General features: G+C 60.8%; 27 protein-coding genes. 18 read left to right on the forward strand and 9 right to left on the reverse strand.

All coding sequences use genetic code 11. From position 1 onward, the window contains the following. Positions 1–265 precede the first annotated feature (265 nt). Positions 266–1,111, reverse strand: coding sequence for an SDR family oxidoreductase (locus tag HBN79_RS04200; protein WP_095000104.1), 846 nt, complete (start codon positions 1,109–1,111; stop codon positions 266–268). A 155-nt stretch (positions 1,112–1,266) separates the two neighbouring features. Here HBN79_RS04200 and HBN79_RS04205 point away from each other — a divergent pair, with 155 nt between their 5' ends. Continuing rightward, a complete protein-coding gene (locus HBN79_RS04205) occupies positions 1,267–2,172 on the forward strand; it encodes a LysR family transcriptional regulator (RefSeq protein WP_095000103.1) in 906 nt (301 codons plus the stop codon). A gap of 62 nt (positions 2,173–2,234) precedes the next feature. Here HBN79_RS04205 and HBN79_RS04210 read toward each other — a convergent pair whose 3' ends face one another. After that, positions 2,235–2,930 carry a class I SAM-dependent methyltransferase gene (locus HBN79_RS04210; RefSeq protein ID WP_169916409.1) on the reverse strand — a complete coding sequence of 232 codons (696 nt, stop codon included), beginning with the start codon at positions 2,928–2,930 and terminating at the stop codon, positions 2,235–2,237. Between the two features lie 238 nt (positions 2,931–3,168). On the opposite strand from HBN79_RS04210, the gene HBN79_RS04215 reads away from it, so the two are divergent. Genes HBN79_RS04215 through arsH form a run of 4 tightly spaced genes read left to right on the forward strand, consistent with a single transcriptional unit; the run spans position 3,169 to position 6,009 of the window. Next, positions 3,169–3,516, forward strand: coding sequence for a metalloregulator ArsR/SmtB family transcription factor (locus HBN79_RS04215; protein ID WP_095018501.1), 348 nt, complete (start codon positions 3,169–3,171; stop codon positions 3,514–3,516). 8 nt (positions 3,517–3,524) lie between these two features. Next, positions 3,525–4,808, forward strand: a complete 1,284-nt coding sequence (locus tag HBN79_RS04220; protein WP_095023340.1) for an arsenic transporter — start codon at positions 3,525–3,527, stop codon at positions 4,806–4,808. Between the two features lie 23 nt (positions 4,809–4,831). Then, positions 4,832–5,302, forward strand: coding sequence for an arsenate reductase ArsC (locus HBN79_RS04225; protein WP_169916353.1), 471 nt, complete (start codon positions 4,832–4,834; stop codon positions 5,300–5,302). Positions 5,303–5,313: 11 nt separating this feature from the next. After that, the gene (gene arsH, locus HBN79_RS04230; protein WP_095000099.1) at positions 5,314–6,009 is read left to right on the forward strand and encodes an arsenical resistance protein ArsH; all 696 of its coding nucleotides are present in this window, start codon (positions 5,314–5,316) and stop codon (positions 6,007–6,009) included. Between the two features lie 56 nt (positions 6,010–6,065). Here the strand turns inward: arsH and HBN79_RS04235 are convergent, their stop codons facing one another. From HBN79_RS04235 to HBN79_RS04245, 3 genes are all read right to left on the reverse strand, one after another. After that, on the reverse strand, positions 6,066–6,374 hold the full coding sequence (locus HBN79_RS04235; RefSeq protein WP_095000098.1) for an AzlD domain-containing protein: 309 nt from the start codon (positions 6,372–6,374) through the stop codon (positions 6,066–6,068). After that, on the reverse strand, positions 6,371–7,081 hold the full coding sequence (locus tag HBN79_RS04240) for an AzlC family ABC transporter permease (RefSeq protein WP_095000613.1): 711 nt from the start codon (positions 7,079–7,081) through the stop codon (positions 6,371–6,373). Before HBN79_RS04240 ends, HBN79_RS04235 begins: the two co-directional genes overlap by 4 nt. A 102-nt stretch (positions 7,082–7,183) precedes the next feature. Then, the gene (locus tag HBN79_RS04245) at positions 7,184–7,534 is read right to left on the reverse strand and encodes a DUF2834 domain-containing protein (RefSeq protein WP_095018497.1); all 351 of its coding nucleotides are present in this window, start codon (positions 7,532–7,534) and stop codon (positions 7,184–7,186) included. A 114-nt stretch (positions 7,535–7,648) separates the two neighbouring features. Here HBN79_RS04245 and HBN79_RS04250 point away from each other — a divergent pair, with 114 nt between their 5' ends. After that, positions 7,649–8,455 carry a helix-turn-helix domain-containing protein gene (locus tag HBN79_RS04250; RefSeq protein WP_232527577.1) on the forward strand — a complete coding sequence of 269 codons (807 nt, stop codon included), beginning with the start codon at positions 7,649–7,651 and terminating at the stop codon, positions 8,453–8,455. A gap of 7 nt (positions 8,456–8,462) precedes the next feature. On the opposite strand, the gene HBN79_RS04255 is transcribed toward HBN79_RS04250, so the two are convergent. Continuing rightward, positions 8,463–8,993 carry a glyoxalase superfamily protein gene (locus HBN79_RS04255; RefSeq protein WP_095018495.1) on the reverse strand — a complete coding sequence of 177 codons (531 nt, stop codon included), beginning with the start codon at positions 8,991–8,993 and terminating at the stop codon, positions 8,463–8,465. Positions 8,994–9,219: 226 nt separating this feature from the next. Here HBN79_RS04255 and HBN79_RS04260 point away from each other — a divergent pair, with 226 nt between their 5' ends. From HBN79_RS04260 to HBN79_RS04280, 5 genes are all read left to right on the forward strand, one after another. After that, positions 9,220–9,660: an EamA family transporter gene (locus tag HBN79_RS04260; protein WP_095020066.1), complete on the forward strand. Its 441-nt coding sequence runs from the start codon at positions 9,220–9,222 to the stop codon at positions 9,658–9,660. A 128-nt stretch (positions 9,661–9,788) separates the two neighbouring features. After that, the gene (gene alr / locus HBN79_RS04265) at positions 9,789–11,018 is read left to right on the forward strand and encodes an alanine racemase (RefSeq protein ID WP_169916354.1); all 1,230 of its coding nucleotides are present in this window, start codon (positions 9,789–9,791) and stop codon (positions 11,016–11,018) included. A gap of 189 nt (positions 11,019–11,207) precedes the next feature. Further along, positions 11,208–11,720: a sigma-70 family RNA polymerase sigma factor gene (locus HBN79_RS04270; protein ID WP_095000093.1), complete on the forward strand. Its 513-nt coding sequence runs from the start codon at positions 11,208–11,210 to the stop codon at positions 11,718–11,720. After that, positions 11,717–12,688, forward strand: coding sequence for a DUF4880 domain-containing protein (locus HBN79_RS04275; RefSeq protein ID WP_095000092.1), 972 nt, complete (start codon positions 11,717–11,719; stop codon positions 12,686–12,688). The genes HBN79_RS04270 and HBN79_RS04275 overlap by 4 nt, the downstream gene beginning before the upstream one ends. A 111-nt stretch (positions 12,689–12,799) precedes the next feature. Further along, positions 12,800–15,211 carry a TonB-dependent siderophore receptor gene (locus HBN79_RS04280; protein ID WP_130871373.1) on the forward strand — a complete coding sequence of 804 codons (2,412 nt, stop codon included), beginning with the start codon at positions 12,800–12,802 and terminating at the stop codon, positions 15,209–15,211. Between the two features lie 45 nt (positions 15,212–15,256). On the opposite strand, the gene nikR is transcribed toward HBN79_RS04280, so the two are convergent. After that, positions 15,257–15,664: a nickel-responsive transcriptional regulator NikR gene (gene nikR / locus HBN79_RS04285; protein ID WP_169916355.1), complete on the reverse strand. Its 408-nt coding sequence runs from the start codon at positions 15,662–15,664 to the stop codon at positions 15,257–15,259. 90 nt (positions 15,665–15,754) lie between these two features. On the opposite strand from nikR, the gene nikA reads away from it, so the two are divergent. The 5 genes from nikA to HBN79_RS04310 are packed head-to-tail and all read left to right on the forward strand — an operon-like array spanning position 15,755 to position 20,668. Then, positions 15,755–17,329, forward strand: coding sequence for a nickel ABC transporter substrate-binding protein (gene nikA, locus HBN79_RS04290; protein ID WP_169916356.1), 1,575 nt, complete (start codon positions 15,755–15,757; stop codon positions 17,327–17,329). A gap of 3 nt (positions 17,330–17,332) precedes the next feature. Next, positions 17,333–18,274, forward strand: a complete 942-nt coding sequence (nikB, locus tag HBN79_RS04295) for a nickel ABC transporter permease subunit NikB (RefSeq protein WP_095000088.1) — start codon at positions 17,333–17,335, stop codon at positions 18,272–18,274. Beyond that, positions 18,271–19,116: a nickel ABC transporter permease subunit NikC gene (gene nikC, locus HBN79_RS04300; protein WP_133145155.1), complete on the forward strand. Its 846-nt coding sequence runs from the start codon at positions 18,271–18,273 to the stop codon at positions 19,114–19,116. Before nikB ends, nikC begins: the two co-directional genes overlap by 4 nt. Further along, positions 19,113–19,886 (forward strand): ATP-binding cassette domain-containing protein, encoded by a 774-nt coding sequence (locus HBN79_RS04305; RefSeq protein ID WP_095000086.1) that lies wholly within the window; start codon positions 19,113–19,115, stop codon positions 19,884–19,886. The genes nikC and HBN79_RS04305 overlap by 4 nt, the downstream gene beginning before the upstream one ends. Then, complete coding sequence (locus HBN79_RS04310; RefSeq protein WP_169916357.1) at positions 19,883–20,668, forward strand: ATP-binding cassette domain-containing protein; 786 nt, start codon at positions 19,883–19,885, stop codon at positions 20,666–20,668. The genes HBN79_RS04305 and HBN79_RS04310 overlap by 4 nt, the downstream gene beginning before the upstream one ends. Before the next feature lie 137 nt (positions 20,669–20,805). Here HBN79_RS04310 and HBN79_RS04315 read toward each other — a convergent pair whose 3' ends face one another. Next, positions 20,806–21,900 (reverse strand): polyamine ABC transporter substrate-binding protein, encoded by a 1,095-nt coding sequence (locus tag HBN79_RS04315; RefSeq protein ID WP_095000084.1) that lies wholly within the window; start codon positions 21,898–21,900, stop codon positions 20,806–20,808. After that, positions 21,897–22,721 (reverse strand): carbon-nitrogen hydrolase family protein, encoded by an 825-nt coding sequence (locus HBN79_RS04320; protein ID WP_169916358.1) that lies wholly within the window; start codon positions 22,719–22,721, stop codon positions 21,897–21,899. The genes HBN79_RS04315 and HBN79_RS04320 overlap by 4 nt, the downstream gene beginning before the upstream one ends. 93 nt (positions 22,722–22,814) lie before the next feature. Here HBN79_RS04320 and HBN79_RS04325 point away from each other — a divergent pair, with 93 nt between their 5' ends. Next, positions 22,815–23,597 carry a helix-turn-helix transcriptional regulator gene (locus HBN79_RS04325; RefSeq protein ID WP_095000082.1) on the forward strand — a complete coding sequence of 261 codons (783 nt, stop codon included), beginning with the start codon at positions 22,815–22,817 and terminating at the stop codon, positions 23,595–23,597. 103 nt (positions 23,598–23,700) lie between these two features. Continuing rightward, positions 23,701–25,440 carry a dipeptidase gene (locus HBN79_RS04330; RefSeq protein ID WP_095024616.1) on the forward strand — a complete coding sequence of 580 codons (1,740 nt, stop codon included), beginning with the start codon at positions 23,701–23,703 and terminating at the stop codon, positions 25,438–25,440. Positions 25,441–25,498: the final 58 nt, after the last annotated feature.

Here is a 25,498-nt window from a genome sequence, read left to right on the forward strand (position 1 = left end):
ATCTGTCATGCCTGAGTTCGAAAGCTCCCAGCACTCGCATCAGAGGGAGTTTCCATCCTGGGGAACATGACAACGCCACGGGCTCGAACCCACAACTCACTCCTTGGTATTAATACTCTCTATAAGGCTGCCGCGACTCGACTTAAGGACTAATGCTCAGGTTATAAAAAGCGCTGCATATCAACTTGCACAGGGCTTTTTCACGCAATGGCCGCAGCGCCCCCTACTTAAGTGGTAAGCACAATTAACAAGACCGACCCCAGCATCAGCATTCCTTGATCTGCTCCCACAAGCGGGCGACCTGCTCGGCGCTGTCGGCCCTGATTCGGGCCAGATCCAGGGGGTAGTCCACCCCGGGATTCTCGACAAACCGCGTTGCCGTGAACTGACCATTGCTGGCCCGCAGAATATAGCCGCTGTCCTGGCACTGAGCCGAGGCCAGAAAGATCACACCGGGGGTCACCCACTGGGGCTTGAGGTTGTCCGGTTCGCCGTTAACGCCCCACATCCGGGTCTTGGCCACCGGCGCTACTGCGTTCACCAGGATGCCATCGGCGGCACCCTCCCTGCTCAGGGCATTCATGATGCCCAATTGTGCCATCTTGCCGGCGGCGTAGGCGGTCAGGCCCGGCTGGGCATAGGGCTGGTACATGGCCCGGTCCGAAGAGGTCAGCACCACCCGCGCCGCCGATGATTGGCGCAGGTACGGCCAGGCATGTTTGCACAGCCAGATCGGGCTATACACATTGATCCCCAGCGCGCGCTCGACAAACTCAGGCTGCGCTTCTTCAATAGCCTGGTAACCGACCCAGCCCGCGTTGTGGATCACAATATCCAGCCGCCCGAACGCTTCGACGGCCGTTTCGACCAACTGCCGGCAACCCGTCTCGCTGACCAACTCACCGTGATGACCGATCACGCTGTAGCCCTGGGCTGCCAGCGCTTGCGCGGCGTCATGGGCAACGGATGCATCTGCTGCTGCGCCTTGCCTGTCTGCGCCAATATCACTGATCAGCACATGGGCGCCCAGCCGTGCCAGCTCCCTGGCATAACTCAAGCCCAGGCCCCGGCCAGCACCCGTTACAATTGCGGTTTTGCCGTTAAAGTCCATAAGGATGCCCTCTTGATTGATACTTCACCGTAACAATCAAAAGGCGCGTTGTTTAATACCGTTCAACAGGCCCGTTGATACCCGCTGCCTATCAGCCCCTCTGTGAGAGCGGCGGTGTTCGCAGATAACCCCGTTCAAAGGAAGGAACACTGCACATGATCGAAACCCGACTGCTCCGTCAGTTCATCGCGGTGGCTGAGGAACTGCATTTCCACAAGGCCGCCGTGCGCCTGCACATGGCCCAGCCACCCCTGAGCCAGGCGATCAGCCGACTGGAAGACAAGCTGGGGTTAGCCCTGTTCACCCGCAGCAGGCGCGAGGTCAAGCTGACGCCCGCAGGCCAGGCCTTTTTGCAGGCGGCCTGTCGCACACTCAAGGAACTGGAACAGGGGGTGGAGTACGCCCGCCAGGTGGCGCAAGGGGTAGCCGGTGTGCTCACTGTCAGCGCGGTGTCTATCGCGTACTACGAGCCGTTGCTCAACAGCCTCAGGCAGTTTCGCCAAACCTTTCCCCAGGTCCAGCTGGTGATCAAGGAAATGCCTTCCTCCAGCCAGGCCGAAGCGCTGCTGGCTGCCGAGACCGATATCGCCTTTATGCGCAAACTGCCCTTCATCGCAGCCGACATCGAATCGCGCCTGTTGCTCGACGAGGCCATTGTCATGGCCCTGCCCCTGGATCATCCCAAGGCGCAGTCAGGGCCCATCGAGCTGCGCGATTTTGCTGACGAAGACTTTGTCTTTACTCCACAAGCCCTGGGCAGCGGCTATCACGGCCAGTTGATCGGCCTGTGCGAAAACGCCGGGTTCTACCCCAGGGTGGTACAGGAGGCCGCACAGCTGCATACCCTGATCGGCCTGGTAAGTTGCGGTTTTGGCGTGGCCCTGGTGCCGCAATCCCTCGCCGGCTCGACGCTGCGCGACAAGGTAGCGTTCCGTCCGATCCGGCCGCTGACAGGCGCTGCCAACCCGACCATCGGCCTGTACATGAACTGGCATGCCCATAACCCGTCACCGCTGATACAGCACTTTATTGCCATGCTCGATGGCAACACTCAACCCTGAACAGGCTCAGCGAACCCCTTCAAGTACACTTGCTGGCATGGCTGCGCCGCATGAGTCGAGACTCAAGCCAGCAGTTCGCTGATCCATCTGACCTGTCGGGCAATTTCCTCCACCTGGGCTTCGGGCACGGCCTGGCGCGCCAGGGCAAGATTGCTCAGAACCTTGCGTTTTTCACCCAGCATACGTTGCCACTTACCCAGAAACAGCGGGCTGCGCGCCTGCATCTGGAAGGGGCCAAAGTACAATTGCTCGGCGGTATAGCTCACCGGTCCGATGCGTTCGGCGACGATGATTTCGTAGTAAAAACGGTTTTCCCGCAGCAGTTCTTCGCAAAGGATGTGGTAGTGGTTTTCCATCAGCCATTGCCGTAAAGGCTGCTCGCCGCCGTTGGGTTGCAGGATCAGGCGCTCCCGTCCGCTCAGGTGTGCCTTGCCACTTGCAAGAATATCGCGGATGGTCTCGCCGCCCATGCCGCAGATGCTGATCGCCGTAATCTCGTCCTGCGGCCTGATCGCTGCCAGGCCACTGGCATGGCGCACGCTAATGCGTTGCTCGAAGCCGTTTTCGCGCACGGTACGCCGGGCCGCCTGAAAGGGCGTCAGGGCCACCTCGCCCGCCACGGCGGCGGCAATGGCCCCCCGACGCAGCAACGCCACCGGCAGGTAGCCGTGGTCCGAGCCGATATCGGCCAGCCGCGCACCTGCCGGCATATGGGCTGCCACGCGCTCCAGACGCATGGACAATGTGTGTTCGTTCAACTGCTGTTCCTTTTCACCACGGATGCCCGCCAGTGTGGGGGGCGGCACATGATGCGCGGTGAGCAGGCCCGGGTAAAGCACCGGCACACGCCGCCCCTGTGGGAGCGGGCTTGCTCGCGATACCGCCGGCAAGCCCGGCTCCCACCTTTACCGAGCACGTCTTGCGGGGGATCAAGGTTGCTATTGCATATGGATATCCGTATATTCGTATTTCCATATGTATAGACAGAGAGTCACCATGCTCAGTCCCGCCGCACTGTTCAAATGCCTGTCCGATGAAACCCGCGCCAGGGCCACCTTGCTGATCGCCCGTGAGGGCGAGCTCTGTGTATGCGAACTGGTCTGTGCCCTGGATGAAAGCCAACCGAAAGTTTCCCGCCATCTGGCCCAGCTTCGAGGCTGCGGGTTGCTGCTCGACCGCCGCCAGGGGCAGTGGGTGTATTACCGTCTCAACCCGCAACTGCCGGACTGGGTGCGCAGCGTTCTTGAAACCACCCTGCTGGCCAACACCGAGTGGCTTGCGCACGACAGTGCCCGGCTCTCTGCCATGGGCGAGCGCCCGCTCAACACCATTGCCTGCTGCTGAGACGTCCGATGCTTATCGCCTTCGCAATTTTTTTGGTCACTCTGGTTCTGGTCATCTGGCAGCCCAAGGGCCTGGGGGTGGGCTGGAGTGCCTCACTGGGTGCGGTTGTGGCACTGCTTGCGGGGGCGGTATCACTGCACGATATTGCCCAAGTGTGGGCCATTGTATGGAATGCCACGGCCACTTTTATCGCCGTGATCATCATCAGCCTGTTGCTCGACGAAGCAGGTTTCTTTCAGTGGGCGGCCCTGCATGTGGCCCGCTGGGCCAAGGGTGATGGCCGGCGCCTGTTTGTGTTTACCGTGCTGTTGGGGGCCGGTGTATCGGCACTGTTTGCCAATGACGGCGCGGCACTGATCCTGACCCCCATCGTGATCTCGATACTGCTCGCCTTGCGCTTTTCTGCCGCCTCAACCCTGGCGTTTGTCATGGCCGCAGGCTTTATTGCCGATACTGCCAGCCTGCCGCTGGTGGTGTCGAACCTGGTCAATATTGTCTCGGCCGACTACTTCGGCCTGGGTTTCAGCGCCTATGCCGCGGTCATGGTACCGGTCAACTGCGTTGCAGTCGCCGCCACGCTGCTGGTGTTGTACGGGTTTTTCCGCCGCGATATTCCACGCCACTATTGTCTTGATGAGCTGCCCGAACCACGAAAGGCCATACGCGACCCGTTGACGTTTGCTGTCGGCTGGGGGGTTCTGGTCTTGCTGCTCACAGGCCTGTTTGCACTGGAACCACTGGGCATTCCAGTCAGCGCGATTGCTGCAGTGTGCGCCGCCCTGCTATTCGCTGTGGCTGCGCGCAGCCACGTCATTTCAACGCGACGGGTGTTGCGCGAAGCTCCCTGGCAGGTGGTGACGTTCTCACTGGGCATGTACCTGGTGGTGTACGGGCTGAAAAATGCCGGGCTGACCCACCACCTGACGCTGGTTCTCAATCAGTTGGCCGAGTCCGGCCTTTGGGCCGCCACCCTGGGCACCGGCGTGCTCGCCGCACTGCTGTCTTCGGTGATGAACAATATGCCCGGGGTCTTGCTCGGCGCGCTGTCAATCCAGGCCAGTGATGCCAGCGGGGTGATCCGCGAAGCGATGATCTACGCCAATGTCATCGGCTCCGACCTGGGCCCGAAAATCACCCCCATCGGCAGTCTGGCCACCCTTCTGTGGTTGCATGTGCTGGCACGCAAGGGCATTCGCATCACCTGGGGTTACTACTTCAAGGTGGGGCTGATCCTGACCCTGCCGATTCTGCTTGTCACCCTGTCTGCCCTGGCTTTGCGCCTGAGCCTTTAATACCACCGCAAAGAGCAACTACCATGCGTGTTCTGTTTATGTGTACCGCCAATAGCTGTCGCAGCATTCTGTCCGAAGCCATGTTCAACCATCTGGCGCCACCAGGGTTCCAGGCCATCAGTGCGGGCAGCTTTCCCCGGGGGCAGGTGTTGCCCCGCAGCCTGGTCACCCTGCAAGAAGCCGGTATCGGCATAGACGGCCTGAGCAGCAAGGGCAATGACGCCTACGAAGACAACCCGCCGGATATTGTCATCACCGTCTGCGACAAGGCCGCCGCTGAGGCGTGCCCGGTGTATTTCGGCCCGGCCATCAAAGCCCACTGGGGGTTGGCAGACCCTTCAGGGGTCAAGGGTGACGAGGCGACCGTAACCGCCGCGTTCCACGCCACCCTGACGCACATCGAAACGCGCTGCCGGGCCTTTTTCGCCCTGCCCTTTACCCGGCTTGAGCCCGCGGCACTTAAACGCGAACTCGACCGTATCAGCACCCTGTAACCGGAGCCACCATGAGCGACACACTGCCCAATCTCGACACCACACTGATCTCTGCCAAAACCGTGCAACCCGCTAGCCCGCACAAGCCACGCATCCTGTTGTTATACGGTTCGACGCGGGAACGCTCGTTCAGCCGCCTGCTGGTAGAGGAAGCGGCCAGATTGCTCGAACACTTTGGCGCCCAGACTCGGATCTTCAACCCCTCGGGCCTGCCGCTGCCCGATGACGCCCCGAATGATCACCCCAAAGTCCAGGAACTGCTGGAACTGATGCAGTGGTCTGAAGGGCAAGTGTGGTGCTCGCCGGAACGGCATGGCGCGATGTCAGCTGTGTTCAAGGCGCAAATCGACTGGGTGCCTCTGGCATTGGGCGCGGTACGCCCGACTCAGGGCAAAACCCTTGCGGTGATGCAGGTGTGCGGCGGCTCCCAGTCATTCAATGTGGTCAACCAGTTACGCGTGCTGGGTCGCTGGATGCGCATGTTCACCATCCCCAACCAGTCTTCGGTGCCCAAGGCCTATCTGGAGTTTGACCAGCACAACCGCATGAAACCGTCTGCGCTGTATGACCGCGTGGTTGATGTCATGGAGGAACTGGTGAAGTTCACCGTATTGCTGCGCGATCGCCCGGACCTGGTTGACCGGTATTCCGAACGCAAGGAGTCGGCGCAAGAACTGAGCCAGCGGGTCAATCAGCGCTCAATTTGAACAGTGGCTGTTGTTGAAGAAGTCGACGCGCGCCTCGACTTCTTCAACCTGGTCATTTACAGATGCCTGAACACCGCAGCCGCGATCACCCCTGCGGCAATTGCCGGCAGCGGCTTCTTGAGCAGCAGCATCACTGCTGCGGTGGTCAGCAAGGCCAGCCGTGCGCCGTTATCGCCGTTGAGGGCCAGGGGCGCGAGCAAGGCGACCAGCACCGAGCCCGACATGGCGCTGATAAATTGCTGCACCCGGTAGTTGATGGGCACGAAGGACATCACGAAAACGCCCCCCAAACGCGTAATCAACGTGACCACAGCCATAATCAGAACAATGATGAAGGTGCCGTAACCGGCGGTATCGATGCTCATTTTTTCTTCTCCATCCACACCGCACCCAACACCCCGCCCGCCAATGCGCCGACCACCACATGGCTGTTTTCAGGCAAGTAGCGGTACGCCAACAGCGACGAGGCGCCCGCCACGCACCAGATAATCAGCATGCGCAGGTTTTTTTGCCCGCCGATTACCATCGCCAGCAGAAAACAGCCCATCACCATGTCCAGGCCCAGGCTGACCGGGTCCTCAATTGCGCTGCCGAAGTACACGCCCAGCCAACTGCCCAGCACCCAGGCCGCCCACAGGGCTATGCCACCGCCCAGGATCAGGCCGATGCCCGATTTGCCGCTGTTGAATGCCTGCATCGACATTGCCCAGTTGGCATCCGAGATCACCATCATCACCCCGTAGCGCTTGGCCGCAGGCAGCTCGCGCAGCCAGGGATACAAGGTCGCACCCATCAGCAGATGGCGGGCATTGATGGCAAACACCGTGACGATCAGGGGCACAACCGGGACCTGCGCCCCCCAGAGATCAAGGGCACCAAACTGCGAGGCCCCGGCAAATACCAAAGCGCTCATCAACAAACTGGCGCTGTTGTCCAGACCGGTCTGCGCGGCAGCCAGACCGAAGGCCACACCGAACACCACCACAAACATGGAAATGGGCAACAGCTGCTTGAAACCATCCCCTACCTCGGCCCAGTTCAGCTCGACCACGCTTTTATCACTGCTCGACAACACACCACCCCTTCTGCGCTACGCCACACTGTTTTTATGCCCGCATTATGCGGGGCTGAATCTAATGCACAACAGTGCGCAGGTGTGAAAGGTGTCGCAATGTCAGGGTTGGCGCGGCGTTTTCAGACAGGCCCGGCTGTTTGTGCCCGGGTTGCGTACGAACCCCTCGACCACGATATACAGCAGCGGGCCGATGGCGACGAAGACCGCGGTCAGCAGCAGGTACGGCAGCACACTGGCCAGCGAGCGGCCTTTACCGCGTGCATCGCGGTACATCCACACGCAAGCCAGCGCCGCCATCAGGTACAGGTCGATCACCACTTGAGCCGTGTCCGGGCTGGCCATCAGTTCCAGTCCGAAAGCTGCAAGGGACTGGTGGGCGGTCAACATCGTGAAGATTGTGTAAGCAGAGAACCCGAGCAACGCGGCAAGGGCGAGACAGGATTTTTTCATTAGCATTTCCGAATCGACGAAGTGGACAAGGCTCCAGTTAGTGATACTTTTCCCCCACCGGCAATGACCTCACAGGTCATGGACTCAGCCTTTTGCCCCTGCCAGAGTTTATGGATGAACAACCTGACCTTTCCCCGCATCAACACCCCGACAACCGCTGGCCCGCAGCTGCGTCTGCTGCGCCGTCAGGCCGGTATGAGCCAGCTGGAGCTGGCCTTGATCACGGGTATTTCCCAACGCCATTTGAGCTGCATCGAAACCGGGCGCGCCAAACCCGGCCCCGGCACCTTGCATAACCTGCTGATGGCCCTCGAGGTACCGCTGGAGCAGTGCAACAGCCTGTTTCTGGCCTCGGGTTATGCGCCGCGCTACGAGACAACGCCGCTCTCTTCGCCGGCCATGGAGGCCGTACGTGAGGCCATCAGCCATGTGTTGCACGCCAACAACCCCGCCCCGGCGATTGTGTTGGGCAGCCACTGGCAGGTGCTGGATGCCAACGCCAGCACCGCAGCCCTGTTCAGCCTGGTCGGGCTACCCGCAGACGCGGCCAGGGACTTGAACCTGCTGACCACACTGCTGCAACCCGGCGGCCTGGGTGATTACCTGATCAACCCCGAAGAAATAAGAACCCTGGCCTGGCAACGGGCGACACGCGAGGCCCTGTCCAACCCCGTACTGGCCAGTCTTATGCAAACCCTCAGCGCCCCGGACACCCTCGCGGCCCTGCCCCGGGAACTGCCGCCACTGGTCTTGACCCGCATTGCCTGCGTCCATGGCGAGCTGAACTTCATGTCCACCTTCACCACATTCGGCATGCCGCTCGATATCACCGTAACCTCAATGCGTATCGAGCATCTGATCCCGGCGGATGCACAAACCTGGCAGATCATGACAGCGGCTTATGAGCGCTCACGGGGCTGAAGATCCGTCAGTCCTGGCAAAAACGGATGCGATTGCCAAACGGGTCATGAACCTCCAGCACCCGTCCCCAGCCCTGCTGGACAATCTGCGGGCGGCCATAACCGTAGCGCTTGGCCATTAGCTCGTCGTGCAGCAACTCGATATTGTCCATGGGTACGAATACCGTGGAGCCGGGGCTGGCATCGCCATGATGCTCGGAAAGATGCAGTTGCAAGCCGCTGCGGCTGATGCCCAGATAGAGCGGCAAACCTGCTTCGAAGCGGTGCTCGAACTCAACGCTGAAACCCAGGAAATCCAGATAGAACTCTCGGGCCTTGGCCTCATCAAACATCCGCAATATCGGAATCGGCCTGTCGAAGCTAATTGCCGGCGCAGCACTCTGCACAGGCAGCCGTGCACTGGCCGTATTCCAGTCCTTGTAACCCAGTTGCCTGGCAACCAGTTCAAGGGCGATGGCATGGGTGACTTCCAGATTGCGCGCCTGCAGCGAGGTTCGCAGGCTCTTGGCCATCTGTTTGGCTTGCTCGATTGACTGCATCAGTGCTCCCGGGGGCGAAGGCTTTTGGTGCTCGCGTTGCCAAACCTCGACCGTCAAGAGAGAGGGGAAAAGGCAGATAATCATGCTTTCACCTTCCCATGGGGAGCGAGCGGCGGGCAGCATCGGCCAGTGCCGATAGTACACAAGCCCTGCACCGGGTTACAGCCTCAACGCCCCTGCATGACATATGCTTGAAAGCACCTTCAGCGATCACTCAGGCAAACCCATGGGCTCGACTTTCTATTCAAGCTGGACATTCTGGGCATTGCTCTCGGCGGTGTTCGCTGCCATGACGGCGATTTTCGGCAAAATTGGCATTACCGGCATCAACTCCGATTTCGCCACCTTGCTGCGTACCGTCGTCGTGCTGGTCAGCCTGGCACTGATCCTGTACGCAACCGGCCAGTATCAGTCGCTGGGCTCGATTTCGGCGCGCAGTTATGTGTTTCTGGTGCTCTCGGGGCTGGCCACCGGGGCCTCGTGGATCTGCTATTACCGAGCCCTGCAACTGGGCCAGGCGTCACTGGTGGCGCCGGTGGACAAACTCAGCGTGGTGATCGTGGCCGTGCTGGGCGTGACGCTGCTGGGTGAAAAGCTCGATATTCGCCAATGGACGGGGATCAGCCTGATTACCGTGGGTGTGGTGTTGCTGGCGTGGCGGCGATAGGTGCCCTTTGGCACCACGACACTTTCAGACAGATACGCGGCCCGGGGAGTGACTTTTCCTGCAAGCCAATCCTAGTATTGCCGCGCGTCACCCTGCCGCAAAAAAAATAACGTATGGAAACTCAGCAAATGCCCTTCACCCGTACCCTTCTTGCCCTGTCTTTGGGCATGGCTTTAATGCACAACCCGGCCTTCGCCGCCCCGCCGCTGTCGATGGTCGATGGCGTTGCCCAGGTCAATACACAGGACAGCAATGCCTGGGTCGAGATCAACAGAGCCGCGTTCGTCCATAACATTGGCGTGTTGCAAGCGACTGTGGGCGACAAATCGAAAATCTGCGCCGTGCTCAAGGCCGATGCCTACGGTCACGGCATCGGCCTGCTGATGCCTTCAATCATCGCTACCGGTGTGCCTTGCGTTGGCGTGGCGAGCAATGAAGAGGCTCGCGTGGTACGTGAAAGCGGCTTCAAGGGCCAACTGATCCGTGTGCGTACGGCAGCCCTCAGCGAGCTGGAAGCGGCGCTGCCGTACAATATGGAAGAGTTGGTGGGCAACCTTGATTTCGCCGTCAAGGCCAGCCTGATTGCCGAAAAACACGGCCGTTCGCTGGTGGTGCACCTGGGCCTGAACTCCAGCGGCATGAGCCGCAACGGCGTGGAAATGACCACCGCCGAGGGCCGCCGCGACGCGGTCGCCATCACCAAGGTGCCGAACCTGGAAGTGCGCGCGATCATGACCCACTTCGCGGTAGAAGACGCCGACGACGTGCGTGCAGGGCTCAAGGCGTTCAACGAGCAGGCACAATGGCTGATCAATGTTGCAGAACTCGATCGCAGCAAAATCACCCTGCATGCGGCCAACTCGTTCGCCACCCTGGAAGTGCCGGAATCGCATCTGGACATGGTTCGCCCGGGCGGTGCGTTGTTCGGCGACACGGTGCCGTCGCACACCGACTACAAGCGCGTGATGCAATTCAAGTCCCATGTCGCCTCGGTCAACAGCTACCCCAAGGGCAACACCGTGGGCTATGACCGCACCTGGACGCTGGGGCGCGACTCGAAACTGGCCAATATCACCGTGGGTTACTCCGACGGTTACCGCCGTGCCTTTACCAACAAGGGTATCGTGCTGATCAACGGCCATCGCGTGCCGGTGGTGGGCAAGGTGTCGATGAATACGCTGATGGTCGATGTTACTGACGCGCCGGATGTCAAAAGCGGCGACGAAGTGGTGTTGTTCGGGCAACAGGGCAAGGCCGAAATCAGCCAGGCGGAAGTTGAAGACATCAACGGTGCATTGCTGGCCGACCTGTATACGGTGTGGGGCAACTCCAACCCGAAGATCCTGGTCGAGAAGTAGGGCCTGTATAGAGCTTGTAGAGACTCTGTTGCAGGTCAAGCCCTAGTGTGGGAGCGAGCCTGCTCGCGAACGACTTCGCGAGCAGGCTCGCTCCCACATCTGACACAGCGCGAAACATTCCCGAGCATACGTTAATGAGAAGCGCTATCATTGCGATCCTTGTCAGTGTCTGCTCCGGGATTGCAATCGATGCTCACGTCCTCCCCTTCCTCACGCCGTGCCGTGGGTGAACTCTATGTTCAGCATCACGGCTGGGTGGTGCAGTTGCTGCGCCGCAAGCTGGGCAATCAGGAGCAGGCTCTGGATCTGGCCCAGGACACGTTTGTGCGCATGCTGCGTACCGACACACCCGCGCCGCTGCGCGAACCCCGGGCCTATCTCACCACCATTGCCAGTCGTCTGTGCGGTCAATACTTCCGTCGTCAGGCGCTGGAGCGGGCCTATATGGAGTCCCTGGCGCTCCTGGAGCCGCAGCTTGTGCCCTCCCCGGAATCTCGCCTGCTGGTGTTGGAGGCTCTGGACGCCGTCGGCCAGGTGCTCGATGGCCTGGGCGCAAAAGTGCGGGAGATTTTTTTACTGTCGCAACTGGACGGCCTGACCTACCCGCAGATCGCCGAACGCATGGGCCTGACCGTCAACGTGGTGCAAAAAGCCATGCTCAAGGCTTACCGACACTGCTACAGCGCGGTCTACACCGGGTGAGTCTGTTCGAGCCCGCCAACACCCAGCGCCTCGACCAGGATGTGGTCGAGCAAGCCTTGCAGTGGATGGTCACCGTGCAATCGGGCGTCAGCACCGAGGCCGAGCTTCTGGCCTGCCAGCATTGGCGCGCGCAATCCGCGCAACATGAACTGGCCTGGCAGCGCCTCACCGGGCTTAATACCGACATTCGCGACAGCACCCGCATGCTGCCTGCCGCCGGTGCCCGGACGTTGCTGCGCTCGCGCAATGCCCCGGGCAGACGCACGCTGCTCAAGGGCTTTGCCGGCCTGGGCGTGATGCTGGCCACCGGCTATGGGGTGCGGGAACGGGTGCTGCTGCCAGAGCTGTTCAGTGACTATCGCACCGCCACCGGCGAGCGGCGCCAGTTAACTCTGGCAGAGGGTGTCGACCTGACCCTCGACACCCACACCGCCCTCGATACCCGCACCACCGCCGCTGGCACGGAACTGTTCCTGAGCCTGGGCCGCGTGCTGGTCAGCGCTGGCGATATCAGGCTCAGCACCGCCAATGGCCAGGTGCTGCCCGCGCCCCGCTCACGCCTGGTGATCAGCCACAACCTGCCGTGGCAGGCAGGCACCCAGGTCCAGGTGCTGAGCGGCAGTGCATCGATCAAGCTGGCACGGGGCGACAGCTTGAGTCTGGATGCCGGCCAGCAGGTAACGTTCGACAGCCAGACAGACAGCACACCGCGCCCGGTCACGGTCGGTGCCGATGCCTGGGTCAACGGCCTGCTGATCGCCGAACGCATGCCACTGGGCCAGGTGATTGCCCAGCTCAACCTCTACCGCCGTGGCGTGGTGCGCTGCGACCCGCAAGTCGCGGCATTGCGGGTGTCAGGATCGTTCTCCATCGACCGCCCCGATGCCAGCCTCGACCTGCTCACGCGGGTGCTGCCAATCCGCGTGCAGCGAGTGTTTGGCTACTGGGCCAACGTGGTCGCGGCCTGAAAATAATTATTTTCAATACCGCCGGCAGTTTTTCTTATCTGGTGCATCAAGTTCAGGGAAGACGCTGATTAACAGCGCAACGCCGACCCTTTTCACACATGGACAGTCTTTATGCACAGCCGACTTACCCCCCTCGCCGGTGCCTTGCGCACCTTTGTATTCGGTTTATCCATTGCCACGGCCAGCCAAGGCGCATTCGCAGCCTCAGGCAGCGAGCATGCCTACAGCATTGCGCCGGGCAGCCTGGACGCGGTACTGGGCAGTTTTGGCCAACAGTCCGGGGTGATGATCGCGGTGGATTCGAGCCTGACAACCGGTATGCGCAGCAGTGGCTTGAGCGGCAACTTTGCTGTCGACGAAGGCCTGCAACGGCTGCTCGCCCCGCTGGGCCTGCAGGCGGTCACTGACGGCGACGGTTACCGGGTTGTTGCCAGACCTGCGCAAGGCAACGGTGAACTGCAATTGCAGGCTACCCAGGTTACCTCCAACCAGCTTGGGACCATCACCGAAGGCAGCGGCTCGTATACCCCCGGCACCATCGCCACGGCCACACGCATGGTACTGACGCCACGGCAAACGCCGCAGTCGATCACCGTGATTACCCGCCAGCATATGGATGATTTCGGCCTCAACTCCATCGACGAGGTGATGCGCCATACCCCTGGCATCACCGTCTCGACCTTCGACAGCGAGCGCACCAACTACTATGCCCGCGGTTTCTCGGTGGAGAACTTCCAGTACGACGGCATTCCCACCCTGCGCAACTCGGCGTACTCCTCGGGCCAGACCCTGAGTGACATGGCCATCTACGACCGCGTGGAAATCCTCAAGGGCGCCACGGGCCTCTTGACCGGTGCCGGAGCCCCGGGGGCGACGATCAACCTGATCCGCAAAAAGCCGACCCGCGAATTCAAGGCCAGCATCGATGTCGGTGCCGGCAGTTGGGATAACTACCGCACCCAGGTTGACGTCAGCGGCCCGCTGACCGACAGCGGCAACATTCGCGGCCGTGCCGTGGCGGCCTACCAGGACAAGCACTCGTTCATGGACCGCTATGAGCGCAAGACCGGGGTCTATTTCGGCACCCTCGAAGCCGACCTCAGCGATGACACCCTCCTGACCCTGGGCTTTGATTACCAGAACAACGACCCCCACGCCTCGGGCTGGTCGGGCAGCCGCCCGCTGTTCGACCGCAACGGCGAGCGTATCGACGTCAAGCGCTCGTACAACAACGGCGCCAACTGGAGCCGTTGGGAGCAGACCACCCAGAGCGTGTTCGCGACCCTGGAGCACAGCTTCGCCAACGGCTGGGTCGGCAAGGGCCAATTGACCCATCAGGTCAACAGCTACGATGCGCCGCTGGGTTCGGTCATGAGCGGCCCCTTCCCGGCCACCGGCCTGTCGTCGATCTATGCCAACAAATTCACCGGGAACACCCGCACCGACGCCGCCGATGCCTACTTCAGCGGCCCCTTCAGCCTGGCTGGCCGCGAGCATGAACTGGTGATCGGCGCATCGGCCTCCAGCGCCCACTGGCAAGGCAAGGACTACGGCAACCCGACCTTCCTCAGCGCCAACGTCATTGATTTCTGGAACTTCGACGGCAAGACCACCGAGCCGGACTGGGGCGCACCGACCCAATACAACGACACCACCACACGCCAGACCGCAGGCTACATCAGCGCACGCTTCAACCTGACCGACGACCTTAACCTGCTGTTGGGCACACGGCTGGCCAACTACTGGCTGACCGGGGATTACCACACCACCGAGACCGGCCGCCTCGTGCCTTACGTGGGTGTTACCTACGACCTGAACGACAACTTCACCGCGTATGCCAGCTATACCGACATTTTCATGCCGCAAACCTACAACCGCGATCGCAACAACAAAGTGCTTGAGCCCGATGAAGGCAAAAACTACGAAGTGGGAATCAAGGGCGAGTTTTATGGCGGCAGGTTGAACACCAGCCTGGCCTATTTCGAGGTACATGAAAGCAACCGCGCCGAACCGGACGCCGAGTACAACGCCGATCCGACCAACCCGTCGATCCTCTATGCATCAGTCGGCACCAAGGCCAAGGCCAAGGGCTTCGAAGCCGAGATGTCCGGCGAACTGGCACCGGGCTGGCAGGCCCAGGCCGGCTTTACTCACAAGGTCATTCGCGGCAGCGACGACGAAAAAATCTCGACCTGGGAGCCCGAAGACCAGTTGAGCCTCTACACCACCTATAAATTCAAGGGGCCGCTGGACCGCTTGACCATCGGTGGCGGCGCGCGCTGGCAGAACCGCAGCTGGCAGAACATCTACAACCGCGCCAAGGACCAGTACCAGGACTTCAGCCAGGACGCTTACTGGCTGGTCGATGCAATGGCCAAGTACCAGGTCAGCGAGCACCTGTCCACCACACTCAACGTCAACAACCTGTTCGACAAGCAGTACTACACCAATATCGGCTTCTACAACACGGCGTATTACGGTGACCCGCGCAATGTAATGGTCAATACCCGCTGGGATTTCTAAGGCGCACTCTTTGCGCCCGCTGGACACTCAAGCACTGACCCCGCGCTACTCGAGATCTCCCAATGGAATAATCTGCGCGCTGCCATGGCGCACTCCGCGCTCGGCCATCACCTGGCGCGTCAGTTGCGCCACCTCGCCGACCGTGCCCTTGAGCACCGAGACTTCCATGCACTTGCCCTGATCCAGATGCACATGCAGCGTCGACAGGGTCAGGTCATGGTGCTCGTGAAAGGCCGTGTTCAGACGCTTGGACAGCTCCCGGGTGGCGTGGTCATAGACGTAGCTCAAGGTTGCCACGCAGGCACTTTGCGGGTCGCCCTGCTCCGGATCCAGCAGGCCGGCGCGCAACAGATCGCGGATGGCTTCGGAGCGCCCCTGGTAGCCGTGGGTGCCAACGCGTTCATCAATGGCGGCCAATAAAGCATCGTCCAGCGAAATAGTGACCCTCTGCATCTAATCAGCCTCGCAGTTATGAACTTTTGACATAGACTTCATACCCAGCATCTGATCAGGCCACTGGCCATCAACTGAGGGAGACGCAGTGTGAAGCAGTCATGGACTAAAAAACAGCTGACCTTATGGATGATTGGAGCCTGCCTGAGCGCAGGCTTGTCGACTGCATGGGCGGGCGATGCGGCCCCCACACTGACCTACTCGTGGCCAACCAATGCCGGGCCGATGGACCCTCGCGGCTATTCGCCGAACCAGATGTATGCCCAGGCCATGGTCTATGAACCGCTGGTGCGCTACACCGCCCAAGGCACTCTGGAACCCTGGCTGGCCACGTCATGGACGGTGTCAGCAGATGGCAAGACCTACACCTTCACCCTGCGCGACGGTGTGACCTTCAGTGACGGCAGTTCGTTCAACGCAGCCGCAGCCAAGGCCAACCTCGACGCGGTGCTCGCCAACAGCAAGCGCCATCAGTGGATGGAGCTGGTCTCCACCCTGGAGCGTGTCGAAGCACCGGACGAGCACACCCTGGTGCTGGTGCTTAAACACCCCTACTACCCGACCCTGATGGAACTGGCGCAGGTTCGCCCGTTGCGCTTTGCCGCCCCCGAGGCAAAGCCCGGCGTGCCGGTGGGCACCGGGCCCTGGGTACTGACGCAAACCCGCCGGGGCGAGTTCGACCGCTTCGCGCGCAACCCGCACTACTGGGGGCCCAAACCGGGATATGGTTCGGTACTGGTGAAAGTCATCTCCGACCCGGACAGCCGCGCCATTGCCCTGCAAACCGGTGAAATCGATCTGATTCAGGGTGCCGACGGCGAAATCTCCCCCGGCACCTTTGTGCGCCTGCGCGATTCGGGCTTCAAGACGGCCATTTCCGCACCGCTGGCCACCCGTACCGTGGCAATGAATACCGGCCTGGCTCCGACCAATGAACTGGCCGTGCGCCAGGCGATCAATCAGGCCGTGGACAAGGACACTATCATTGCCAAGGTGCTGCATGGCCAGGAGCCGCGGGCCGATGCGCTGTTCGCCAGCAACATGCCGTATGCCGACCTGGGCCTCAAGGCGCTGCCCTACGACCCCGAACAGGCCAAAAAAAACCTGGAAGCGGCAGGCTGGAAAGTCCCTGAAGGCAAACGCATTCGTGAAAAAAACGGCCAGCCGCTAAGCATCGAACTGGTGTTTCTGGGCCCCAGTGCCCTGCAAAAAAACCTCGCCGAAATCATTCAGGGCGAACTGGCCAAGGTCGGCATCGACGTCAAGTTGCGCGCCGAAGAAGACGGTGCCCTGGTGCAGCGCCAGCGCGAGGGCAAGTTCGGCATGATCTTCGCCGATACCTGGGGCGCTCCCTATGACCCGCACTCGTTTGTCAGCTCCATGCGCTACGCCGGACACGCCGACTACATGGCCCAGCTCGGCCTGCCGATGAAGGCGGCCATCGACCGGAAAATCGCCGAAGTACTGGGCGAAACCGACGCGGGCAAGCGCGCTGACGATTACCGCGAGATCCTCACCACCCTGCACAATCAGGCCGTGTACCTGCCGATCTCACACCTGACGGCCATCAGTGTCAGCGGAAAAAACGTCGACAATGTTCAATTCGGCAGCACGCTGTTTGATGTGCCGTTCGAAGTGATGCACCCCACCACAGGGAAGCCATAAACCATGCTGCGCTATATTATCCTGCGGCTTGTGCTGCTGATCCCGGTGCTGCTGGGGGTGTCACTGATCGTCTTTGTCCTGCTGCACCTGGGCAATGGCGACCCGGCCCTGGACTACCTGCGCCTGTCGCAGATCCCTCCAACCGACGCCGCGCTGGCCGAGGCACGCCACGCACTGGGCCTGGACCGGCCACTGCCCGAGCAGTACCTCACCTGGCTGTGGAACGCCGTGCACCTGGACTTCGGCACCTCCTATATCACCGGGCGCCCGGTGCTCGATGACATCCTCTATTACCTGCCCGCCACCCTTCAGCTGGGTGGTCTGGCGCTGCTTGCCACGCTGGTAATGAGCATTCCGCTGGGTCTGGCGGCGGCCCGCTGGAAAGGTCGCTGGCCCGACCAGGTGGTGCGTTTCATCACCTTTATCGGTGTTTCCATGCCCAATTTCTGGTTGGCTTTTTTGCTGATTGCATTGTTCTCGCTGTGGCTGGGCTGGCTGCCGCCGATGGGCCGTGGTGGTCCGCAGCATCTGCTGATGCCGGTGCTGGCGATTGCCCTGATGTCGATGTCGATCAACGCCCGCCTGCTGCGCGCCAGCCTGCTGGATGTGCGTGAGCATCGACACGTGTTCTATGCCCGGGCCCGTGGCCTGAACGAAAAGCGTGTATGGCGCGACCATATCCTGCGCAATGCCTGGATGCCGCTGGTAACCGCCACCGGCATGCACATTGGCGAATTGCTCGGGGGTGCCCTGGTGATCGAAACCATCTTCGCCTGGCCCGGCGTTGGCCGCTTCGCGGTCAGCGCCGTGCTCAACCGTGACTTCCCGGTGATGCAATGCTTCACCCTGCTGCTGACTACACTGCTGGTGCTGTGCAATCTGGTGGTGGACATCTGCTACGCCTGGCTAGACCCGCGCACACGTTTCTCGGGGGTGATGGCATGAGCGCAATAGCGGCGGTCTACACCGGTAAAAAATACGGCGCGCGCATCGGCTACGGGCTGGTTGCCCTGCTGTTGCTGATGGCGCTGTTCGGCCCCTGGCTGGCACCCTACGACGCCACTCTGGTGAATCTGGACGAGCGTTTGCTGCCCGCCAGTACCAGCCATTGGCTGGGCACCGACCACCTGGGGCGCGACGTGCTCTCGCGCCTGATCGTCGGTACGCAACTGTCCCTGGGCAGCGTGGTGCTGGTGCTGGGTCTGGTACTGGTGCTGGGCGTGGTGATTGGCGGTATCGCCGGGATAGTCGGCGGCAAGCTCGACATGTTCCTGATGCGCCTGTGCGACATGTTCCTGACCTTCCCGACCCTGGTACTGGCGTTTTTCCTGATCGCCTTGCTGGGTACCGGCCTGACCAATGTGATCATCGCCATCGCGCTGTCCCACTGGGCCTGGTATGCGCGGATGGTTCGCGGCATGGTGCTGGCCCAGCGTAACCGGGATTATGTGCTGGCTTCACGACTGGCCGGTGCCTCGCGCCTGACCAGGCTGCGCCAGCATGTGATGCCCAACGTCGTGGGGCAACTGCTGGTGCTGGCGTCGATGGACATTGGCCACATGATGCTGCACGTCTCGGGCTTGTCCTTTCTGGGTCTGGGCGTCAGCCCGCCAACCCCCGAGTGGGGCGTGATGATCAACGATGCCAAGGAGTTTATCTGGACCCAGCCGCAGTTGCTGCTGTGGCCGGGCCTGATGATCTTTATCTCGGTGATGGCCTTCAACCTGCTGGGCGACGCCTTGCGCGACCGCCTTGACCCCAGCGTACTGGCGGAGATCAAGGAATGAAACACACATTGGTGATTCGCGACCTGACCCTCAAACACCGGCAACGTACCCTGGTCGACCGGGCCGAACTGACCCTCAGGGCCGGCCAGGTGCATGCGCTGGTCGGTGCCAGCGGTTCAGGAAAATCGCTAACCAGCCTGGGCATCCTCGACTTGTTGCCTCCTGGCGTACACAGCAGCGGCGCCACCCTGTTGCTGGATGGCCAGGTGGTGGATGCTGCGCAATTACGTGGGCGCGAAGTGGCATTGGTGCTGCAGAACCCGCGCAGCGCCTTCAACCCGGTACGCTCACTGCGCCAGCATGCCCTTGAAACCCTCCAGACCCGCGACCTGCACGGTGCCGAGGCCGAGCAGCTGATTCAGAGCACCTTGCAGGAAGTGGGCCTGCACGATGCTCAACGGGTGCTCGACTCATTTGCCTTTCAATTGAGCGGCGGCATGCTGCAACGGATGATGATCGCCCTGGCCCTGCTCGCCGACAGCCGTTTTTTGCTGGCTGACGAACCTACCAGCGATCTGGATGTTGTGGCGCAGGCACGTTTTCTCGACCTGCTGGAACGGCTGGTAGCGCAGCGCAACCTTGGCGTGTTGCTGATCACCCATGACATGGGCGTGGTGGCGCGCTGCGCCGATCAGGTCAGCGTCATGGCCCACGGCCGTATTGTCGAACAGGCCGATGTTCACCGGCTGTTCAATTCACCGCAAAGCCAGGAAGCACGCACGCTGCTGGCAGCACACCACTCATTGACAATGGAGAGCTGCGCGCCATGAGTTTTATTCAGGTACGCGACCTTGAGCACGGTTACAGCGCTGGCGGGCTGTTCAGCAAACGGCATCGGGTACAGGTGCTGAGCGGCTTGAATCTGGACCTGCACGAAGGTCAAAGCCTTGGCCTGCTGGGAGGTAGCGGCAGCGGTAAAAGCACCCTGGCGCGCCTGCTGATGGGGCTGGAAAGCGCCGACCAGGGCAGCATTGTGTTCAAGGGTCAGCCTCCGTTTTTACAGCGTGTGCAGATGGTCTTTCAGGATGCCCTCAGCGCTTTCAACCCCCAGCGCAGCATTGGCTGGAGCATTGCCGAGCCTTTGCGCCATCTTTCAGACATGGACGCCTCAGCGTGCAGGGCCCGGGTTGAGCAATTGCTCCAGCAAGTCCAGCTTGAGGCCCGTGACATCGACAAGCTCCCGGCACAACTGAGCGGCGGGCAACTGCAGCGCGCCGGTATTGCCCGGGCCATGGCGATCGGCCCGCAGCTGATTATCCTCGACGAAGCCCTGTCCAACCTTGACCGGGTGCTGCAAGTGCAGATTCTGGATTTGCTCGCACAGGTACGGCGCGAGTCGGGCACCGGTTTTTTGCTGATTACCCATGACCTGAGCCTGGTGCAGCGTTTTTGCCAACGGGTGGTAGTACTGGCAGACGGCAAGCTGGTGGAAGACCTGCCGGTCACGGCGCAGATGCGCTTTACTCACCCGGCTGCGCGAACCTTGCAGGAGGCGGTGTTGCCGGCGATGCCCAGGGCCAGGAGCGTTCGTGAGCCGCAGTTGCAGACCTGAAACGGCTAACACCCACAAACCGTAGCAGTTGCCTCGTTCCTTCGACAGCGGCTACAGGAAACTGCAACTGTGGGAGCGAGCAGGCTCGCTCCCACAATAGGGCTTGACCTGTAACAGAGTATCGACAAAGTTTGGCTTCACGTTCCGCTTTTAACCTTGCTCCACACCCGCGTGCGCACCCGTTCAAGCTTGAGCGGCAATGGCTCCAGCGGGAACAAAGTGGCCATGACTTTCTCGTCAGGGTAGATATCCGGGTTATCGCGCAACGACGGGTCCATCAGTGGCCTGGCGTCCTGGTTCGCATTGGGATATTTGAGGTAGGTCGAAGTCCGGGCTATCACCTGCGGGCGCAGCATGTAGTCGATAAAGGCCAGCCCCTGCTGCGGGTTGGGCGCGTCGTTGAGCAACACCAGGCTCTCAACCCAGATCGGCGCCCCTTCACGGGGGATGCTGTAGCGGATGTTGCGCCCATTGCCGGCCACCTGCGAGGCGGTTTTGGCGTCTTGCACCCCACCTGCCCAACCCAGCACCACGCAGACGTTGCCATTGGCCAGGTCGGTAATGAATTTCGACGAGTCAAAATAGCGGATATAAGGACGTAACGTCAGCAGCAACGCTTCGGCCTTGGCATAGTCCCGGGGGTCGCTGCTGTTGTATGGCAAGCCGAGGTAGTGCAACGCAATTGGAATGATTTCACCGGGGGCATCGAGCATGGCTACACCGCACTGGCTCAATTTGCTCAGGTTCTCGGGCTTGAAGATCAGGTCCCAGGAATCCACCGGCGCATCCGGCCCAAGTATCGCCCTGACCTTGTCGACGTCATAACCCACCCCGGTAGTGCCCCACAAATACGGCACGGCATAACGATTGCCGGGGTCATTGCTCTGCATCTTGGCAAGGATGGCCGGGTCCAGGTGTGCGAGGTTGGGCAACTGCCCCCGATCGAGTTCCTTGAGCACCCCGGCCTTGATCAGGTTGGGTAGCAGGTCACCGGTGGCCACAACCACGTCATACCCGCTGCGACCGGCCATCAGCTTGCTTTGCATCACATCGCTGTTGTCGAACACGTCGTACATCGAGGCTGTGCCGGTTTCGGCCTGGAAGTTTTTCATCGTGTCCGGAGCGATAAAGTCGTACCAGTTGTAGATATTCACCTGAGGTTCGGCGGCGTGAACCAGGCTGCAACCCAATAGCGCAGCCAGGGCAAGTCCCGTCGTGTTTTTAGTCTTCATTGGCTGGCTCCAATCAACAGTTCGCGACGCCCGTCCGGGTGTTCGAGCTGTTCACCCGACAGCAGCAAGCGACGATCCTTGAGGTAGTCGTAGTCACGCCGGGCAGCCTTGAGCTGATCCAGATCCAGCGCTACAACATGGCGAACCTCATCGCGCCCGGCCTCGAGCAGCACCCGCCCGAACGGATCGACCGCCATGCTGCCACCCGCGAACACCAGCCCGTCATCCCCGCTACCGACGCGATTGACCATCAGCGCAAACGCCTGGTTCTCCTGGGCACGGGCCATGATCGAGGTACGATGCACCGGGCCGTAGGGGTCCATATTGCCGTTGGTGACAATGATCAGTTCAGCCCCCAGTTGCGCCAGTGCTCGGCCGGTTTCCGGCAGTTCAATGTCATAACAGATCAGCAGGCCAACCCGCACACCCTGCCAAAGCACGGTGGTAAAACGGTCGCCGGGGGTAAAGTCGCCGCGTTCACTTGGCCACAAATGGGTCTTGCGGTACTGCAAGGCGATCCCCTCGGGCGTGACCAGTACCGAGGTGTTATAGAAGGTGCCGTGATGGTTTTCCGCCAGCCCCACCACCACACTGACTCCACGTTCGCGTACGGCCTGCAATACCGCACCCAGGGTCGGGCCGGTCAATGGCTCCGCCACCTGCGCCAGTTGCTGGCCGCCGACAAAGCCGGTCAGGTGGGTCTCCGGGAATACCAGCAGCGCAGTATCGTCAGCGCAGCTGGCGATGGCGCTCAATGTACGCGACAGGTTATAAGCGGTGTCGCCGTCACGGCCTGCCAGTTGCACCAGTTCAATGTTCATCTCGGATCCTTGCAGGGTGGGATGAGCCGAGTATGGTGCGCGGCACCGCGCCAATAAATGACTTCGATGGGGTAACACCCGGTGGGTAGTGAGATGAATCTGACCTTGCAGGATGTGGCCTGGCATGACGCGATGGGCCGCGTGATCGAAACCCTGGACCGGCCCAATTTCTGGACTGCGCTGGTACGTTTGCTGGGCCGCTATGTACCCGTGGACAACTGGGTGGTGCTGATCTACAGCGCCGGCAAGCCACAGGTTCTGGCCGAGTCTCCCGGTGCAGACGGTGGCATGGATTCGCTGTTCCAGGACTACCTCAAGGGGCTTTACCTGCTGGACCCGTTTTATATCGCCAACCGTGAAGCACCGCAAAGCGGCTTGTTCCGCCTGCAGGACGTGGCCCCCGAATGCTTTGAACAGACCGACTACTACCAGCGTTATTTCCGCCTGAATATCGTTACCGACGAGGTGCATATCAATGTGCAACTCGACAATCAACGCACCCTGAGCCTGTCACTGGGCAGCCAGTGCCGTTTCAGCCTGGAACAGAGTGCATTGCTGGGGTTGGTGCAGCCGTGGGTGGCCGCCTTGATGCGCCAGCGCCTGGTTTTTGAGCGCGACCCCAAGGAGGCACCGGAGCTCACGCCCAACTGGCAAAGCCGCCTTGAAGCGGCTGCCGAGCAGTTGACCTCGCCGTTGACCGCACGCGAAATGGAAGTCGCCCTGTTGCTGCTAAGTGGTTGTTCGAACAAGGAAATCGCCCGAAAACTGGCAATCTCTGCGGAGACCGTCAAGGTCCATCGCAAGCACATGTACGGCAAGTTGGGAATCAAGTCACAGTCCGAACTGTTCTCGCTGTTTTTGCAGGCTCAAGAATAAAAAGCGCTTAACGTGGCAGCGCCTCGCAGTGTAAGTTTGGAAATGTTTTGTTTCACTTACTTCATGTTTCCATCCAACGACCTGTACAGGAACGCCCTGCAAAATGGACTTTTCACTTAAACAACTGGCCGCTGCAACCCTGATGATGGCCAGCCTCGCTGCGTTCAGCACTGCAGCCCACGCCACCATCACCCCGCAACAGAGTGCTGTCATCCTCAAGACGTTCAGCGACACCCATGTCACTGACTTCCGTCAGTTTCTGGGGGCGTTGGCCAAGAGTGAGCTGGCGCAAAAAGATAATCTCGGCCCGACCATCAGCGCCTTTCTCGACAACAAGGCACTGGCCCCCGAGCAACAGAACGAGATCTATCGCCTGCTGGGCCTGTATACCCGGCTCAAATACGGCAAGGCGGCTACCGACACCCTGCGTGAACTGGTGGCCATCCCCACCGTCAACCTGGACGACGTGCCCCAGTACGAGAACCCGCAATTTCTCAAGATCGCCGACAAGATCAAGGATCTGGCCAAGGCCTTTAACCTGAACTTTCGCAATATCGACAACCGTGTCTATGAAGTCTCCCTCGAAGGCAGTGGCGATGAAGTGGTCGGTATTCATGCCCACGCCGACGTAGTGCCGGTAACCCCGGAAAACTGGGTACTCAAGGACGGCACCCAACTCGACCCGTTCAAGGTCACACTGATCGGTGACCGTATGTACGGGCGCGGTACGGAGGATGACAAAAACGGCATCGTGGTGGCGATGTACGCCATGAAAGTCATCAAGGAAGAACAACTGCCACTGGCCAGGAACTTCAAGTTGCTGATCGACACCACCGAAGAAACCAGCGGTGATGCCATTCCTTATTACTTCGAACACAACCCGGTGCCCAACTACAACCTGGCGCTGGATGGCGGCTACCCGGTGGTGATTGCCGAAAAAGGCTACGGCACCGTTATGGCCACCTTTGCCCGGCGCAAGGGCGAAGGCCAGGGCGCCGAAATCGTCTCGCTGACCGGCGGCATGGCGACCAACCAGATCCCGTCGACGTCGGTAGCAACCCTGGTGACCGACAAACCCGCCGAACTGGCGGCCAGCCTGAACAAGGCCGGTGCAGAATATGCCAAACGCAATGGCGGTGATTTCGAGGTCAATGCCAAGGTGGTTGGCAAGGATGTCGTGCTGACCGTAACCGGGGTTTCTGCCCACTCCTCAGAGCCCGAGTCGGGGGTCAACCCGGTGGCACGGATGCTCGACTTTATCAGTAGCGTCGACGGCCCTATCGCCCTCAAGCACAACCACATTACCGACGCAGCGCACTATGCTGCCGACAACTGGGGCCTGGACTACAAGGGCGGCAAGCTGGGGGTCGGTTTTGCCGATGACTTTATGGGGCCGCTGACCACCTCACTGACCTTTGTGGGGCTGGACGACAAAGCGCTCAAGCTGGCGGTCAACCTGCGCGTGCCCAAGGGCAAGTCGCCGGAGGCGCTGAAAGCGCAGATTGCCGAGAAGCTGACAGCCTGGAGCAAGAGTCAGCAGGTACCGGTGAGTTTCGAGTACTCGATTGCCGAGCCGATGTACCGCAACCCCGAGGGTGAGTGGGTCAAGGCGCTGTTGGCGGTAGCCAGCGAAAACCTGGGCATGGAGCACACGTACGGTACTTCGGCGGGTGCAACCTCGGTGCATGAACTGCCTAATGGCGTGCAATTCGGCCTGGCCATGCCGGATGTGAAATACACCGGGCATACCGATAACGAGTTCAAGACCGTAGAGCAGTTCATGCTGGACCTGCAGATCGTCACCGAGATGATGGCCCGGGTGGGGCAGTTGCCGAAACTGTAAGGGCAAATCCCCGTAGCAGCTGCCGAGGAACGCAGCCTCGTTCCTACGGCAGCTGCTA

The sequence above is a fragment of the Pseudomonas sp. WS 5051 genome (assembly GCF_012985715.1).
In the GTDB taxonomy this organism is placed as follows: domain Bacteria; phylum Pseudomonadota; class Gammaproteobacteria; order Pseudomonadales; family Pseudomonadaceae; genus Aquipseudomonas; species Aquipseudomonas bubulae.

Coding starts and splice junctions, on each gene's coding strand:
- alr (WP_169916354.1), top strand. CDS start 9,789: ATGCCCTTCACCCGTACCCTTCTTGCCCTGTCTTTGGGCATGGCTTTA.
- HBN79_RS04245 (WP_095018497.1), bottom strand. CDS start 7,534: ATGAAAAAATCCTGTCTCGCCCTTGCCGCGTTGCTCGGGTTCTCTGCT.
- HBN79_RS04320 (WP_169916358.1), bottom strand. CDS start 22,721: ATGAACATTGAACTGGTGCAACTGGCAGGCCGTGACGGCGACACCGCT.
- HBN79_RS04225 (WP_169916353.1), top strand. CDS start 4,832: ATGCGTGTTCTGTTTATGTGTACCGCCAATAGCTGTCGCAGCATTCTG.
- HBN79_RS04205 (WP_095000103.1), top strand. CDS start 1,267: ATGATCGAAACCCGACTGCTCCGTCAGTTCATCGCGGTGGCTGAGGAA.
- HBN79_RS04315 (WP_095000084.1), bottom strand. CDS start 21,900: ATGAAGACTAAAAACACGACGGGACTTGCCCTGGCTGCGCTATTGGGT.
- HBN79_RS04200 (WP_095000104.1), bottom strand. CDS start 1,111: ATGGACTTTAACGGCAAAACCGCAATTGTAACGGGTGCTGGCCGGGGC.
- nikR (WP_169916355.1), bottom strand. CDS start 15,664: ATGCAGAGGGTCACTATTTCGCTGGACGATGCTTTATTGGCCGCCATT.
- HBN79_RS04255 (WP_095018495.1), bottom strand. CDS start 8,993: ATGCAGTCAATCGAGCAAGCCAAACAGATGGCCAAGAGCCTGCGAACC.
- HBN79_RS04330 (WP_095024616.1), top strand. CDS start 23,701: ATGGACTTTTCACTTAAACAACTGGCCGCTGCAACCCTGATGATGGCC.
- HBN79_RS04260 (WP_095020066.1), top strand. CDS start 9,220: ATGGGCTCGACTTTCTATTCAAGCTGGACATTCTGGGCATTGCTCTCG.
- HBN79_RS04235 (WP_095000098.1), bottom strand. CDS start 6,374: ATGAGCATCGATACCGCCGGTTACGGCACCTTCATCATTGTTCTGATT.
- HBN79_RS04305 (WP_095000086.1), top strand. CDS start 19,113: ATGAAACACACATTGGTGATTCGCGACCTGACCCTCAAACACCGGCAA.
- arsH (WP_095000099.1), top strand. CDS start 5,314: ATGAGCGACACACTGCCCAATCTCGACACCACACTGATCTCTGCCAAA.
- HBN79_RS04270 (WP_095000093.1), top strand. CDS start 11,208: ATGCTCACGTCCTCCCCTTCCTCACGCCGTGCCGTGGGTGAACTCTAT.
- nikC (WP_133145155.1), top strand. CDS start 18,271: ATGAGCGCAATAGCGGCGGTCTACACCGGTAAAAAATACGGCGCGCGC.
- HBN79_RS04250 (WP_232527577.1), top strand. CDS start 7,649: ATGAACAACCTGACCTTTCCCCGCATCAACACCCCGACAACCGCTGGC.
- HBN79_RS04325 (WP_095000082.1), top strand. CDS start 22,815: ATGAATCTGACCTTGCAGGATGTGGCCTGGCATGACGCGATGGGCCGC.
- nikB (WP_095000088.1), top strand. CDS start 17,333: ATGCTGCGCTATATTATCCTGCGGCTTGTGCTGCTGATCCCGGTGCTG.
- HBN79_RS04280 (WP_130871373.1), top strand. CDS start 12,800: ATGCACAGCCGACTTACCCCCCTCGCCGGTGCCTTGCGCACCTTTGTA.
- HBN79_RS04220 (WP_095023340.1), top strand. CDS start 3,525: ATGCTTATCGCCTTCGCAATTTTTTTGGTCACTCTGGTTCTGGTCATC.
- HBN79_RS04215 (WP_095018501.1), top strand. CDS start 3,169: ATGCTCAGTCCCGCCGCACTGTTCAAATGCCTGTCCGATGAAACCCGC.
- HBN79_RS04310 (WP_169916357.1), top strand. CDS start 19,883: ATGAGTTTTATTCAGGTACGCGACCTTGAGCACGGTTACAGCGCTGGC.